The following is a 15,288-nucleotide window of genomic DNA, read 5'->3' as shown; positions in this document are numbered from 1 at the left end:
GGGAATCCAACAAGACTTTACTTGGTGGATTCCTCTGCCTGCTGGTCCTTGTCTGCAGCTGGATCAGTTTCGGTTGCCGGCTTCGCCTCGGATTCAGTGGAATCGCTCTTAGGCTCATCATCCTTGGATGCTGGCTCTTCTGCGTCTGCCTCGCGCTTCGCCGCAACAGCAGGCTGATCCGCAGAGTCCTCCTGGTGATCCGCAGATTTCTCTGGGGTCGACTGGGACTGCGGCTTTTCCGGAGCCAGAGCAGTGACTTTCTCCGTATTGATGCTCGGAGCAGCAAGGGAGACAGGCTTTTGCGCTGCCTGCGGGGCAGGAGCTTCGGGCTGCGTGGCCAAAGGTCGAGGTGCTTCCACTACCGACAACGGCTGGCCGCCGTACTCGGCGATGTTCTGGTCCAACTCGCGCAGCATCTCTTCTGCTTCGGCAATGCGTTCGGCATCCTTGGAGTCCAAGGACTTCACAAGCCACTGCGCCAAAGCGAATTCGGCTGCCAATGCTGCTCGACGCATGATGTGCGGATCCGCTGACTTGCCCCGAGCTTCCACATAGGCGCTGAATACGCGCTCGCTGAAGCTCTGGTCTTCAATGGCAGAAAGCCACGCAAAATCATCGGCCGGGTCGCCAACATGCAAGTCGGTCCATCCCTTGACCGCGGTAATGCTGGAATGTGAAATCTGCAGCTGCTCTTCATCGAAGTCGCCATGGACTACGGCAGCGTTGAAACGCCACAGGGCCACATCTTCCATGGCGTGTTCCCAACGGCGTAGCAATCGGCTTGGTACCTTGCCGGTCGCTGCCGCGGTATCCAGCTCGTTGAGCTTGCGCTGGCGGATCTCATCTGCGGAGTAAGTTGGAAGGCCTGCGACTTCAACAGATTCATCGGGGATCTGGTGGATGGAAGCCATGCACTGGCCCAGGGCCTTGGCCAGATTGCTGCCTTCATCAACCAACTCGTCGAGGGTCGGGACGTGTCCGGGCATGTCTTTGTAAACGAAGGTGCGCAATGGTCCCTGTCGTACGGTGCCGGCGACAGCGGGCAGGGCGAAGGGCAGCGAAGCACGCACCTTCGCTGAGAATGCGCGCAAGGCTGAAAGCTCAGCTTCCAGGCGCATGCTCGCTTCGTCGTGGCGAGGTGAGCGTACACGCCAGCGATGCTTGAGTGCATCGACGATCAATGCTGAATCGAAGTCTTCTGCGTCGTCAGACAGCGCTGCGAAGCCCACCGGGGTCAGTCCGGGGACGGCGGCGGTGGCAATTGCGGCGAGTTCCATGGCAGTGCGTTTCACAAGTTCCACCGTATGCGAGATTCTCTTTCCTATCGTTGAATGACGCACGGAATATGGTGGGATTCACCGGCAATGCTCAGTGTTGCGACGAATCTCATTGCCCAACCCGCTATCCACAACCAGAACGCATCGAGGTTCCAAGGCGCTGTGTGCATTAGGTTAGAGATATGGCGCTGGCAGAAATTTATCGAACACCACTTACCGGACTTCTTTTTGGGCAGTCTTTGATTGAGCGCCCGCTGACCGAACAGCAAGATCCGCTGCTGCTGCCCAGCTTGTTGAAGCAAACGGGCACCAAGGTGATGCTGCTCAGCGGTGATGGGGCAGCAGCTACCGACTCTGAGCTGTTCTTCCTCAGCGGCACTCAATATCAGGCCAAGGAGTCAGAACGCCAGGTCTACCTAGGTCGTGCTGCCGGCATAGACTATGTCCTGGCCATCGTGGAGGCCGACGACTACAAGGACTCGGGCTTGGGCAGCTGGATGACCCTGCGCGAAGGCTTCGCCATGCTCTGCGAGCTGCATGCCGAACTCTTTGTCGAAGCCCAAGCCATAGCCAACTGGATTCGTTCGGAGAAGTTCTGCCCGCGCTGTGGTTCGCCGGTTGCCGCAGCAACCTTCGGCTGGGGCCAGCGGTGCGTGAATAATGACCATGAACTGTTTCCGCGGACCGATCCGGCAATTATTGCCTCGGTGATCGACAGCCAGGACCGTTTGCTCTTGGGATCCAACGCCACCTTCAAAAAACGGATGTACTCGGTGCTCGCTGGCTTCGTGGAAGCAGGGGAGTCCTTGGAATCTGCCGTGCGCCGCGAAATCTTTGAAGAATCAGGGGTACGTATTGGCGAGGTGGCCTACCGCGGCTCCCAGCCTTGGCCGCTGCCGCGATCCTTGATGCTTGGTTTCGCCGCTGAAGCTGTGAGTGAACAGCTGGTTCCGGACGGCGCTGAAATCATGGATTTGCGCTGGTTCACCCGGGCCGAACTGCGTGAGGCTCTGGAATCGGGAACAATAGAGATACCGCGCGGAGTCTCGATAGCCCACGCATTGATCCGTACCTGGTACGGCGAACCCCTTCCGGAGGCCTTGAACAAGTGACCGAATACGACAATCCGCCAGCAGTAGATTTGCTCGCGGGCCTGGACGCTGAACAGCGGCAAGCAGCTGAAACCCTCAGTGGTCCTCTGTGTATTCTGGCCGGAGCAGGTACTGGCAAGACCAGAGCTATTACCCACCGCATCGCCCATGGCGTGCATACCGGAATCTACAATCCAACCAGTGTTCTTGCCCTGACCTTCACTACGCGTGCAGCTGCCGAGATGCGCACCAGATTGCGCCAGCTTGGCGCCTCGGGGGTGCAAACTCGCACTTTCCACGCAGCGGCGTTGCGCCAGCTGCAGTACTTCTGGCCCCAGGCCATTGGCGGTAGCTTGCCTAATCTGGTGGAGCACAAGGCTCCGCTGATTGCCGAAGCCGCTCGGCGCCTGCGCATTTCCAGCGATCGGGCGATGGTGCGTGATTTGGCCGCGGAAATTGAATGGGCCAAGGTGTCCATGCATACCCCGGAGAGCTACGCAAAAATCGCCTCATCGCGTGACCTGCCAAATGGTCTGGAAGCTGTGAGCATGGCGCGTATTTTCCAGACTTACGAAGAGCTTAAAGATGACCGCTCTGTCATCGACTTTGAAGATGTACTGCTGCTGACCATCGCGATTCTTGAAGACAACGAAAAGGTCGCAGCGAACGTACGCCAGCAATACCGGCACTTTGTTGTCGACGAGTACCAGGACGTTTCGCCGTTGCAGCAACGGCTGCTGGATCTCTGGCTTGGCCAGCGCAATGAGCTATGCGTAGTCGGAGACGCATCGCAGACTATTTATTCGTTCACCGGTGCACGCCCGGATTTCCTGTTGAACTTCAGCGCCCGCTTCCCAGAAGCAAAGGTCGTCAAGCTGGTACGTGATTACCGCTCGACCCCTGAAGTGGTGAACCTGGCCAACAAGGTGCTGGCCAACCGACGCATCGAATCCCAAGTTCCAGATCGCAACGTAACTTGGCCAGAGCCACTGGAGCTCATAGCCCAACGCGATCATGGTCCGGCACCTGAGTTCTTTGAAGCAACCGATGATGAAAATGAAGCTGAGGAAGTCGCGCAGCGCATCAAGAAGTTGCTCAAAAACGGCCAAGACATCTCCGAAATTGCCATCCTTTACCGGACCAACGGACAGTCCCAGGCTTTTGAACAAGCCCTGACGGCCTATTCCATTCCGTACGTAATGCGCGGAGCCGAACGATTCTTCTCCCGTCGGGAAGTCAAAGAGGGCATGCTCGCTTTGCGGGCAGGGCTGAGCGTTGCCGAGGATGCCCCGGTGGCACAGATGGTCCGCGACATCCTCTCTTCACATGGCTACTCGGTCAATGCGCCTAGCGGTGGAACCGGTGCAGTGCGCCAACGGTGGGAATCGATGTCGGCGCTGGTGCGCTTGGCTGATGAAGTTGTTGCACTGAAAAAACAGCAAGAAATTGATGCAACCTTGCACGATGTAGTCAAAGAGCTCGAAGACCGTGCAGCGATCCAGCACGCACCGACGCTTGATGGCGTCACCTTGGCATCATTCCACGCTGCCAAGGGCTTGGAGTGGGACGCAGTATTTCTCGTTGGACTCAACGAAGGCCTGGTTCCCATCTCCTATGCCAAGGATCAGGCAGGCTTCGACGAAGAACGTCGCCTGCTCTACGTGGGTATTACCCGCGCCCGCATGCATCTGTTCCTTTCATGGTCACTTGCCAGAACCCCCGGCGGGCGAGCTCACCGCTACCCATCAAGGTTCCTTGACGGCATTAAATCGGTACGCCAAGCCAGCAGCAGGCAACCAGCTGCGTACCGCAAACGTGAACAGAAAGTCACTCCAGCAGTCTGCACGACGTGCGGGTCCTTCTTGACCAGCGCCAAGGAACGCAAGCTCAAGCGTTGTGCTTCTTGCCCTGCAGCCTATGACGAAGCACTGTTTGAAAACTTGCGTGAATGGCGATCTGAAATTGCGCAATCGAATGCCGTCCCGGCTTTCGTCATCTTCACCGATGCAACGCTGATGGCCATTGCCGAGCACCAGCCGGATTCGGTCCAAGGCCTGTCAAAGATTCCAGGGGTGGGTCGAAGCAAGCTCGAACGCTATGGCGAAGCAGTACTTGCTGTCGTAGGCGAGCATCGCGCATAGGGCTGTGCACAGTTGGGAAACCAAAGCAGTAGCCGTACCTCGCGAAGACTTAGCTTTTAAGCAATGAACTGGCTGGCGGATCAGGCGATTCGCGGCCAGCGCCGTAAAGAAGGGAAGGGGCGCGGTGAAATGCCAGCTTTTCCAAAGACCGTTGACTTCGTAGCTCCAGATGAGATCCCGGTACGGATCATCCGTTCAGCCAAGCGCAGGAAGACCATCTCCTCCCAATGGCGTGATAACCGTCTAGTGGTTCAAGTTCCTGCGGCGTTGGATGAGAAATCCGAGCGAACCTTCGTTGACGAAATGATCGCGAAGTACCGCAAAGGACGCCATGCGCGCACCGCAGGGCATACCGACGACGCATTGGAGCTTCGCGCCGCATCATTGGATGAGAAATACTTTGCCGGCAGGGGCGCACCGGAATCTGTCCGTTGGGTTTCCAACCAGAACAAGCGTTGGGGTTCAGCGTCCTACCGGCAACGTACGATTCGACTATCGGCAACGCTGCAGCACATGCCCAGCTGGGTGCAGGACTATGTCTTGGTTCACGAACTGGCACATCTGGTAGTGCCGAAGTCAGGTCATGGCCCCGAATTCCAGGCGCTGCTGAACCGATTCGAGCGTCGTGCCCAGGCCGACATCTTCTTAGAGGCATTCCATGCCGGCTACAACGCACACGCTAAGGAACTTGGTCGAGCCGCTGACGAGCTTTCGGGCTTCGGGGACGACGAAGAACAATGAGATGAAGCAAAAATGTGGCATGCGCGCGGTAAGCGCACATGCCACATTTTTATTTGGACCTATTTAGTTCTTTGGATCCTCTGGGTTTCCAGATTCATCTTTGCCTTCGGGATCTTCTCCAGCTTCGGGATCAAGGTTCTCGAACCCGCCGTCCAAGAGCTTGCCCAAAGCGGCGTCGAAATCATCGAATTCGGTCGCGGCCAGTTCACGGCGATGCGTGAACCCCTTCGGGTCAGTGAGATCTTCAACCGTAGGCATCAGATCAGGGTGGTCCCAAACAGCGTCGCGGCCATCGGTTCCACGCTCTTCATGCAGGTGCTCCCACAGGGCAGCGGCTTCGCGCAATTTGCGTGGGCGCAGCTCAAGACCTACCAAGGAAGCGAACGCTGACTCTGCCGGACCGCCGGATGCGCGGCGACGACGCATCGTCTCACGCAGGTGGCCGGCAAATGGGAGGTTCTGGGCGGCCAAGGAGACTACGTGGTCAACCCAGCCTTCAATCAATGCCAGCGTCAGCTCGAGGCTTTCAAGAGCCTTTTCCTGAGCGGGCGTACGCTGCTGAGCGAACATTCCTTCACCGAGCATCGACTGCAGGGCTTCAGGATTAGACGGATCGATATCGCGTACTGCCTCTTCAACGGCAGACATGTCGATGTGGATGCCGCGAGCGTAGGACTCCACCGCGCCGATCAACTTGGAGCTGAGCCATGGGACTCGGGCGAACAACCGTGCGTGGGCGTTTTCGCGTAGCACCACGTACAGCAGGACCTCCTGCTCCGGAATTTCCAGGCCATCGCCAAACTTGCTGACGTTAGTGACAATAATGCCGGGGGTGGTTCCCGCCAGGGGCAGTCCGATATCGGTGCCGCCGAGCACGTCGGTAGCCAAGCCGCCCAGAGCGGTACCCAGCTGCATGCCGAACATGCTCGCTCCCAGAGTGCGGAACATGGAATCGGAGTTTCCGAGCATGCCCTTCATTTCCTCGGGGATCTGGTCCTTCATCGCGCTGGTGATTGCTTTAGCCACTGACTCGGCGACCGGTTCGGTAACCTGCTTCCACGTAGCCAAGGTCTTGTCGTACCAGCGCTTGCGAGTCCAGGCCTCGGTCATGTGGCCGTTCGACTCGAACACCGTGGCGTTGTTGAGCCACAGATCAGACAGGTTTGAAGCATCGCGGATGGCGTTATTGCGCGCCTCGGAAACCGCCGGATCATCGCTGGCATAAGCCTGCAATGCCGTATCGGATGCGAGTTTCCAGTTCACCGGACCGGAGGAGGCGTTATTGCTCATCATCGCGGACATCATTGCTTGAGCCTGCTGCATCATTTTCTGCATCGCAGCCGGATCACCTTGAGCGCCAAGGGCATCGCGAAGCTGCGGTGGGAGGTCATTCGGGTCGAATCCGCCACCGAAGAGCTGACCAAACATTGCAGAAAATGGGTCCTGCGGATTGTTTTCGTCGTCGTCGCCGTTGGGGCGGTTGTTCGGGGGGTTCTGTGCCATGTCTTTAAAACTACCGCGACTAGCTGATTAGTTCCCATGAATCGGGGCATCAGTTCGCTTTCGGCACATCGAATACTCCTTGATGCTGATGCTTTTCATCCCTTGGCTTCAGTAGGCTAAGGAGGGAGGAAGTCTGCAAGGACTGATCCACTATTTTTTTGACAGTTGGCGGGAGCAGGATCAGTGCACGTACGGGAACCACAAGACTCGACTCTGGAGCCGGGCGATTCTGCCCGTACTCCGCAAGGTTCCAAAACCATCAAGCGCACGAGCGCTGGCATTGTTGCGCTGTTGCTCATCGGCGTGATGATGTTCCTCCCTACGAATTTCATGATCCGTTCGCCTGGCCCGGTGTTCAACACCCTTGGCGAGGACAACGGGCATGACGTGGTTTCGATTAAGGGCGCCGAAACGTACCCTTCGGACAGTGTTCTGGATCTGCTGACCATCTACGTCCAAGGTGGCGGGCAAAACCGAATCACCATCCCTGTCGTGCTCGAAGCGCTGATCAACCCGACCAAGGATGTTGTTCCGGAAGAAACGATCATTTCCCGCGGTGTCTCTTCAGTAGAGAAAAATGAGCAGAATGACTTCATGATGACCTCATCGCAGGACCTGGCAGTGGCTGCGGCATTGACTGAGCTCGATGAGGATTTCACCGAATGGCTGACAGTTGCCGAATTCTCCACCGACACGAACGAGAAGGCACTTGAGCCGAAAGATCGTCTGCTGAAATTTGAAGGCAAGGAAATCACCTCCCTCAAAGAGCTGAAATCCGACCTGAATTCCCATGGAGCCGAACCAGCGACCTTGACCGTTGGCCGGCCGGACAAGCACGGGGTCTACAGCAACACCGATGTCACCGTGAACACCACAGAAGCCGAAAACGGTGACCGTCAGCTGGGTGTCTACTTGGGCGCCGAATACGAATTCCCCATTGATGTGAGCTTCGGATTGGAAAATGTTGGCGGCCCAAGTGCCGGCATGATGTTTGCCTTGGCGATCATTGATCGTTTGACGGAGGGCTCATTAGCCGGCGACGTGCATGTGGCTGGCACCGGTGAAATTACTGCCGATGGGGAAGTGAAGCCAATCGGCGGAATAGCGCAGAAGATGGTCGCGTCGAAGAATGCAGGAGCAACCGTCTTCCTCGCTCCTGCAGATAACTGCGCGGAAGCCGTTGGACGGGTGCCGGACGGGCTGAACGTCATCAAGGTTTCAACCTTGTCGCAGGCCCGCCAAGCCTTGGAGAAGATTTCTAAGGGAGAAGACCCGAAGACTTTCACGACTTGTGAATAGATTTAGCCGAGCATCAAGGGAAGAATGTGATGCAAGGAATCAAAATTGTACAAATACACTCGTACAAGACTTATGTACACGAGTTCTCTGGTTGCAAGCAACGAGCAGAACCCAAAGTAAGGAATAGATAGTGTCTTACGGATCGGATAGTCCGTTCGGGGGTCCTCCACGGCCCCAAGAACCACAACGACCTTCCAACCCCTCGGGCAAGAAAGCCTCGCCGCTGACCCTGACCATCTTCGCGGTGGTCATCCTTGTCGCGGTCTTCGTTTTCTTGTCGAACTTCTACGCTGACATCCTGTGGTTCAATCAGCTGGGGTTCTCCCAAGTTTACTGGACTGAACGTATTGCCAAGCTCGTGATCTTCGTGATCGCTTTGGTATTGATGGCAGTACCCATGTGGTTCTCGATGCGCAGTGCCTACAAGCACCGCCCAGTCTATGCGCCAAACTCAACTCGACCTGATTCCATGTCGCGTTACCAGGCCCAGCTGGAACCAGTCCGCCGTTTCTTAATGGTCGGCATTCCGGTGGTGATCGGCATTTTCGCTGCTGTTGCCGTAGCCGGCCAGTGGCAGACCATTTTGCTGTTCTTCAACCAGGTTGGATTCGGAAGCACTGACCCGCAGTTCAATATGGACCTGGGCTTCTTTGTTTTCTCCTTGCCGTTCATCGGTCTGGTCAATGGCTTCCTGATTTCAGTTGTGCTGCTCGGCGGCGTAGCTGGCCTGCTGACTCACTACCTCTATGGCGGCATCCGTGTCGAAGAGCGTGGCGGCATTACCGTTGGCAAGGCCGCTCGCGTGCACACCGCAGTAGTGGTAGCTGTCTTCCTGATTCTGCAGGGTGTGAACTTCTGGATTGGCCAGTATGAGACCTTGACCGACCAGTCCGGTCGTGTTGCCGGTGCACTGTACAAGGATGTCCATGCTGTCATCCCGGCTCAGATGATTCTGGCTATCGTGGCTGTACTGATTTCCATCACCTTCGTGATTGCAGCAATCAACGGCCGCTGGCGATTGCCATTGATCGGTACTGCCATGCTGGTTGCTACCATGATCGTTGCCAGCGGCGTCTACCCATTCCTGGTTCAGCAGTACAAGGTAGTCCCTTCCCAGCGTGCCCTGGAGCGCGACTACATTGAGCGCAACATCGAAATGACGCGCTTGGCCTTCGGTCTGGACGAAGTCGAAGTTACCGACTACGACGCAAAGATCTCGACCGAGAAGAACGCGCTGGCTGAGGAAACGGCAACCACTGCGAATATCCGTTTGCTGGATCCGAACTTGGTGTCGGCTGCTTTCGCGCAGCTGCAGCAGTTCCGTGGCTACTACACCTTTGCCGAGACCTTGAACGTTGACCGTTATGAGATCGACGGCAAGGTTGAAGACACTGTTATTGCAGCCCGTGAAGTAAACGTTGACCCGACTGACACCTGGGTAAACCAGCACATTAACTACACCCACGGTTATGGGCTGGTGGCTGCTTACGGTAACCGCGTAGCTGCTGGCGGCCGTCCGGACTTCATGCTTGGCGGCATTCCGACCTCCGGTAGCTTGATTACCGATAAGGACTACGAGCCGCGTATCTACTTCGGTGAGAATTCCCCGTCCTACTCGATTGTCGGCGGACCGGACGAAGGCTGGACCGACCAGGAACTTGACCGCCCAGGTACCGGTGGCGAGAACCAGGACACCCGTTACACCTTCCAGGGTGATGGTGGTCCAAACGTTGGCAACATGTTCAACCGTTTGGTCTACGCATTGAAGTTCGCCTCTACTGACCTGTTGCTTTCACAGAACGTCAATAGCGAGTCGCAGATCCTCTACGATCGGGATCCGCGTGATCGCGTGAGCAAGGTTGCGCCATACCTGACTCTGGATTCCCAGGCTTACCCTGCCATCATCGATGGCCGCGTGCAGTGGATCGTGGATGGCTACACCACCTCGAATGACTTCCCATATGCGCAGCAGCAGCAGCTTGATTCGGCAGTGACCGACTCGTTGACCAATGCACAGGACCTGTCCTTGACCGGTCGGGTCAATTACCTGCGCAACTCGGTGAAGGCAACTGTTGATGCCTATGACGGTACGGTCAAGCTTTACGCTTGGGACACCGAAGATCCGATTCTGAAGGCTTGGCAGGGAATCTTCCCTTCGGCCTTGAACTCCTTGGATGACATGTCCGCTGAACTTATGGAACATGTCCGCTACCCAGAAGACATGTTCAAGGTGCAGCGCGAAGTGCTGACCACCTACCACGTGGATGATCCGGATGCGTTCTACGAGTCCAACGATGCGTGGGCCGTCCCTGATGATCCGACTTCGTCTACCGCGGGCGTCAAGCAGCCTCCGTACTTCATGTCCCTGAAGATGCCTACCCAGGATGAAGCTTCGTTCTCGTTGACTTCGACGTTCATTCCTGCCGCAGCGGCCAATGGCCAGCAGCGTAACGTGCTCTTCGGCTTCCTCTCCGCCAATGCCGACGCTGGTTCAAAGTCCGGAGAGAAAAATGAGGACTACGGAAAGCTGCGTCTGCTTGAGCTGCCTCGAGACACTGCGGTACCTGGTCCAGGCCAGGCTCAGCAGAACTTCGATACCAACACCCGCGTGACCACTGAGCTGAACTTGCTGCGTCAGGGTGCTTCGGAAGTCAAGAACGGCAACCTGCTGTCCCTGCCAGTTGGCGGCGGTATCCTCTACGTCCAGCCGGTATACGTCCAGTCTTCGGGCCAGACAAGTTACCCAACCCTGCGTAAGATTCTGGTTTCCTTCGGTGACAAGGTCGGCTTCGCCGATACCTTGGCTGAAGCGCTCGATGAGGTCTTTGGCGGCGAATCCGGTGCTGTAACCGGTGAAACCGAAGGCGTCTCGCCTGAAGACGCTCCAAAGGGCGAGAAGGAACCGACCAAGACCGATACGCAGAAGCTCTCTGAGGCTCTGGCCGATGCGAACGAAGCGATCAAGGCTGGCCAGGAAGCGCTGGCCAAGAGCGACTTCGGAGCTTATGGTGAATCGCAGAAGAAGCTGGAAGATGCCTTGAACCGTGCGGTGGACGCAGACGCTGCCATCAACGGCACCGAGGCTGAAGGCGAAGTGAAACTGGACGACGGTACGAATGAGGACGCCGCCCAGTCGCCAGCACCACAGGATGGCGCCGAGGGCTAAGTATCAGCCTCAGCTTCCCGATTTGCTTTCACTCCGCGATGATGCAAGAATTGTCTAGTCATCGCGGGGTGGAGCAGTTCGGTAGCTCGCCGGGCTCATAACCCGGAGGTCAGAGGTTCAAATCCTCTCCCCGCCACGAATGACAAAATGGAGATCCGAAAGGGTCTCCATTTTGCGTTAACCGCCAAGGTGCCTGCCTGCCGGAAAACCCGAGAATAATGCCTGGGTCAGTGGGGTCAATGAACGAGGGAGAGCAGGCATGCGATGCTTTGCGAGAGCTGCCAGATCCAACGGGCAGAACTGCACGCAGATGCTGGATGCTTTTTGGCAGTGAAGAATTCCAGAAAAAGCTGAATCCAGCGAGAGCGGCATTCGGGTACGTACGGAGAGCTGCCGCGCTGGATAGAGGCAGGGACGCTGAATGACCCGGCTATATGGGTATCACGGATGAATAATTCGGCTCAGGTGGGAGTTGTAGGCGTAGTGCGATTAAGGACACTCTCCTCGATTCGCTATTGAGTTCATCTGTTGGTAAAGTTGTATTTGCCGACGCGGGGTGGAGCAGTTCGGTAGCTCGCCGGGCTCATAACCCGGAGGTCAGAGGTTCAAATCCTCTCCCCGCCACGAAAGTGGAAACGGAGATCCGAAAGGGTCTCCGTTTTTGGTTTAACACCATGTTGCCAAGTTGGCGCCTGCGGCTCATCGCGCAACATGGCCAGCATGCCACAGGGGAGTCAAGATTACGGGCTTCGGTTCCTTGCTCGCATGATGTTCGTGGGCCCTTTGCAAGTAGGGCGAAGAGCCGTCGGGGTGCCAGAGGAGCAGTACCTGAAGACGTCCGCTTTACGGGTTGGAACCAGTCGGTTTTGTGCGGGTGACGAAGGCCACTGTCTCAGGATTAGCCAAGTCATTCACTGATTGGTAATGTTGTATTTACCGACGCGGGGTGGAGCAGTTCGGTAGCTCGCCGGGCTCATAACCCGGAGGTCAGAGGTTCAAATCCTCTCCCCGCCACGAAAGTGGAAACGGAGATCCGAAAGGGTCTCCGTTTTTGGTTTAAGCATTAAAAACAATTGGCTGGCAGCTTTCATGCTGCCAGCCAATTGGCGGTTCTTCGGAAAGCCGAGAGCTTAGCTTTCCAGAGCACCTGTCTGCTTGGCCTTCAGAGCGGCCAGACGGGCTTCTACCTCGGTCTGCTCACCTAGATCCTCCAGTGATTCGAACTGTGCGTCCAGGCTCGATGCCTGCAGCTCAGCGGCACCGCGAGCACGGGCTTCTTCCCGGCGGACTTTTTCTTCAAAACGGCCAATCTCGCTGGATGGGTCCATGATATTCACGGACTTGATCGCTTCATTGACCTGGTTCTGGGCATGAGCCGATTTGGAGCGGGCTACCAGCTCGTCGCGCTTGCTGGCCAGCTCGGTGCGCTTTTCCTTCATCATGTTCAAGCCGTTCTTGAGCTTGTCCACAATTTCACGCTGAGAAGCGATGGTCGGTTCGGCGGTCTTCATCTCGGATTCCGCCTGAAGCTGGCGCTGGATAGCGACCTTGGCCAGATTATCGAACTTCGAAGCTTCATCAGCCTTGCCGGCCCCACGGAACTCATCGGCCTTATTGGAGGCTGCCAGAGCCTTGTTGCCCCACTCCGAGGCAGCCTGTTCATCTTCGCGGAAGTCGTCTTCCAGCATGCGCAGGTTGCCGATGGTCTGGGCAATGGCCTGCTCCGCTTCGGCAATATTGTCGTTGTAGTCACGCACCATCTGATCCATCATTTTCTGAGGATCCTCAGCTGCGTCGAGCATTGCATTGATGTTGGCCTTGGCTAGCTGGGAAATGCGTCCGAAGATTGACTGCTTGATCATGGTTGGACCTTTCTGTCCGTCAGGAAAACACTGGGTAATTCAAAACCACTGGTGAAACTAGGCAGGCGAGCTAGAAATTGCCGCCGCCACCGCCGCCTCCGAAGCCACCTCCTCCGAAACCGCCGCCGTCTCCACCGCCGAAGCCGCCGAAGCCGCCCCCGCCGAAGAATCCTCCGCCGTCGCCGCCGCCGGAATGGCCGCCATGGCCACCGCCGCCGAGGATGGTATTGATCAGGATGCCACCGAGCATTGCTCCGCCAATACCATCGAACATTCCGCCGCTGCGTCCGCGGCCATAGTTTCCGTAACCGTTGGAGTCGCCGAAACCGCCAAATCCGCTGACATCGCTTTCAGCCATCTGCGCTGCCTGATCGGCGAGCTGGATGGCACGCTGTGCGGAAGAAACAGCACGCTGCGGGTCGTTTCTGGCCAGCGAACGGGCCTCATCAAAGGTGCGCTGGGCCTCCGCAAGACGGGTACGCGCCGAAGAGCGCACGCCGCCGCGGCGGGCACGGATGTAATCGTCGGTACCGCTGATGCGCGAGGCCGCAGTATGCAGCAACGAGTCCAGCTGGGACATTGCCGCCTGCTGTTGCTGCGCGTGGTTGCGCGAACTCGCCAGCGCATCGGAGAGTGGTCGGACTGCCTCATCAAGCTGGGTAATCAATGCCAGGGGATTGTACTTGTCGCTGCCCAGAGCCTGCTTGGTGCTGTTCAGGGCGCTGCGGACGCCAGCAGCGGCACTTGCCAGGCTTGGATTCGAACCGTTGGCGACAAATGCATCGGCTTGCGCCAGATCGCGTTCGGCCAGTGCAATGGAAGACTTCAAATCCTGCTGTGCCTGGCCCAAGGCTTCGCCAGCCTTGTTGATGGCCTTGAGCAGCACGTCGGCCTGGTCTTGTGCTTCTTCCGCATTTTGGATCAGGATTGCGGCGTTGGACCGGTCGGTGGCCAGCTTTTCTGAAGCCTGCTTCAGCGCCGAGGCCGCAAAGGTCAATCGATCGGCGGCTTGATCAGCGTTGTCCTTGATCTGTGAAACTGCACTGGCGTCATACTGGGCTGCCAGGCGCTCGAAGTCGGCGACGCGCGCCGACAACCGCTGGTTGAGAGGTTCCTGATTCGCAGATACGTCGGCAATGCGCGCTTCGGCATTCTGCTCCAGCTGGCGCAGCTGCTTGAACTCGTTGGCATGCTCCTGCAATGAAGCATTGACCTTCTGGCAGCGGTCAATGATCTCGTTCAACCAGGAACGCTGATCCTGCTCGGTATCGGGGATATCGTCATCCAGCTGCTGCTGCAGGCGGAAGGACTCGGTCAGATGGGTCTTGGCCTGTTCGATATCTTGAACGTAAACCTCGATCGCCTGCTTGCCGTACTGTGCTTCGGCGAAGCCCAATTCCTGCTGGGATGAACGGATTGAGTCATCCGCTGCCACCAGCAGCTGGTCTGCCTGCAAGCGCAGCTGATCCAACGGGACCAACGGTGCCTGCGGGGCGGGGGACCCATTGTGTCCTGGATACGGGCCTTGGCCGCCCTGGCCAAGCTGATTAGCCTTCTTCTTGCCGCGCAGGGAAAGGAAGAGATAACCAACCACTGCAACCGCACCAATGACCAGGACTACGGTAAGGAAGCCGCCACCGGAGGAAGAACCGTCCGGGCTGCCACCAGATTCAACGCTGCGTATGCCCTCGATGGCCCCGTCCACTGCGCCGGCCCAATCTTTATTGCCCAACGCTGCGCTAATCATGCTGTTGTAGATTTCGGTGTCTGCCTCGGCAATCGGACCACCGGAGGCGCCCTCAAAATATGCTTGGCGACTTTGAGTGGCGACCACCAGAATCGAGTCGGCGCTGCCCAATCCCTTTTTGTTGGCTACAGCCAGGGCCCACTCATCGGCCTGGGTCGGATCCGAGAACTCATCGACGAAAATCGCATACAGATTCAGCCCGGTGTCGTTTCGCAGTTCTTTGATTTCGGATTCCAAGCGCTGCTCGTCGGCCCCAAGGACGCCTGAAGAATCCACCACGAAGTCGCCAGGTGGAATCGTTACAGGCGATTCGGCCATCGCAGGTGCCGATAAGCCTATCGAGGCTACCGTTGCCAATACTGCTCCTGCCAGGAGCCGTCGAGCTTTCATACGCATGTCTTGTTTCCCCACCTGATATGCATCAGTCAATCAAAAATCGGAAAATCCCGATCTGGTGATCC

The 15,288-nt window shown here is 57.2% G+C and carries 9 protein-coding genes and 3 tRNA genes; 8 read left to right on the top strand and 4 right to left on the bottom strand.

Annotation, left to right across the window (positions count from 1 at the left end):
- Positions 1-17: 17 nt before the first annotated feature.
- Complete coding sequence (locus AARI_RS11595) at positions 18-1,301, bottom strand: phosphotransferase (RefSeq protein WP_231849380.1); 1,284 nt, start codon at positions 1,299-1,301, stop codon at positions 18-20.
- 158 nt (positions 1,302-1,459) lie between these two features.
- Here AARI_RS11595 and nudC point away from each other — a divergent pair, with 158 nt between their 5' ends.
- From nudC to AARI_RS11580, 3 genes are all read left to right on the top strand, one after another.
- On the top strand, positions 1,460-2,389 hold the full coding sequence (nudC, locus tag AARI_RS11590) for an NAD(+) diphosphatase (protein ID WP_013349477.1): 930 nt from the start codon (positions 1,460-1,462) through the stop codon (positions 2,387-2,389).
- Complete coding sequence (locus AARI_RS11585; RefSeq protein WP_013349476.1) at positions 2,386-4,509, top strand: ATP-dependent DNA helicase UvrD2; 2,124 nt, start codon at positions 2,386-2,388, stop codon at positions 4,507-4,509. Before nudC ends, AARI_RS11585 begins: the two co-directional genes overlap by 4 nt.
- Positions 4,510-4,638: 129 nt before the next feature.
- Positions 4,639-5,250, top strand: a complete 612-nt coding sequence (locus AARI_RS11580) for a M48 family metallopeptidase (protein ID WP_049862737.1) — start codon at positions 4,639-4,641, stop codon at positions 5,248-5,250.
- Between the two features lie 63 nt (positions 5,251-5,313).
- On the opposite strand, the gene AARI_RS11575 is transcribed toward AARI_RS11580, so the two are convergent.
- Positions 5,314-6,753 (bottom strand): zinc-dependent metalloprotease, encoded by a 1,440-nt coding sequence (locus AARI_RS11575; RefSeq protein ID WP_013349474.1) that lies wholly within the window; start codon positions 6,751-6,753, stop codon positions 5,314-5,316.
- Positions 6,754-6,936: 183 nt separating this feature from the next.
- On the opposite strand from AARI_RS11575, the gene AARI_RS11570 reads away from it, so the two are divergent.
- From AARI_RS11570 to AARI_RS11550, 5 genes are all read left to right on the top strand, one after another.
- On the top strand, positions 6,937-8,052 hold the full coding sequence (locus AARI_RS11570) for a YlbL family protein (RefSeq protein WP_013349473.1): 1,116 nt from the start codon (positions 6,937-6,939) through the stop codon (positions 8,050-8,052).
- Between the two features lie 130 nt (positions 8,053-8,182).
- Positions 8,183-11,218 (top strand): UPF0182 family membrane protein, encoded by a 3,036-nt coding sequence (locus AARI_RS11565; protein ID WP_013349472.1) that lies wholly within the window; start codon positions 8,183-8,185, stop codon positions 11,216-11,218.
- Positions 11,219-11,280: 62 nt separating this feature from the next.
- Positions 11,281-11,354, top strand: a tRNA-Met gene (locus AARI_RS11560).
- A 414-nt stretch (positions 11,355-11,768) separates the two neighbouring features.
- A tRNA-Met gene (locus AARI_RS11555) sits at positions 11,769-11,842 on the top strand.
- A gap of 316 nt (positions 11,843-12,158) precedes the next feature.
- A tRNA-Met gene (locus AARI_RS11550) sits at positions 12,159-12,232 on the top strand.
- A 116-nt stretch (positions 12,233-12,348) separates the two neighbouring features.
- Here AARI_RS11550 and AARI_RS11545 read toward each other — a convergent pair.
- On the bottom strand, positions 12,349-13,080 hold the full coding sequence (locus tag AARI_RS11545; RefSeq protein WP_013349471.1) for a PspA/IM30 family protein: 732 nt from the start codon (positions 13,078-13,080) through the stop codon (positions 12,349-12,351).
- Between the two features lie 70 nt (positions 13,081-13,150).
- The gene (locus AARI_RS19920) at positions 13,151-15,145 is read right to left on the bottom strand and encodes a TPM domain-containing protein (protein ID WP_049862632.1); all 1,995 of its coding nucleotides are present in this window, start codon (positions 15,143-15,145) and stop codon (positions 13,151-13,153) included.
- Between the last annotated feature and the right edge of the window lie 143 nt (positions 15,146-15,288).

The sequence above is a fragment of the Glutamicibacter arilaitensis Re117 genome (assembly GCF_000197735.1).
Taxonomy (GTDB): Bacteria; Actinomycetota; Actinomycetes; order Actinomycetales; family Micrococcaceae; genus Glutamicibacter; species Glutamicibacter arilaitensis.
This window is presented reverse-complemented; position numbering and strand designations above follow the sequence as displayed.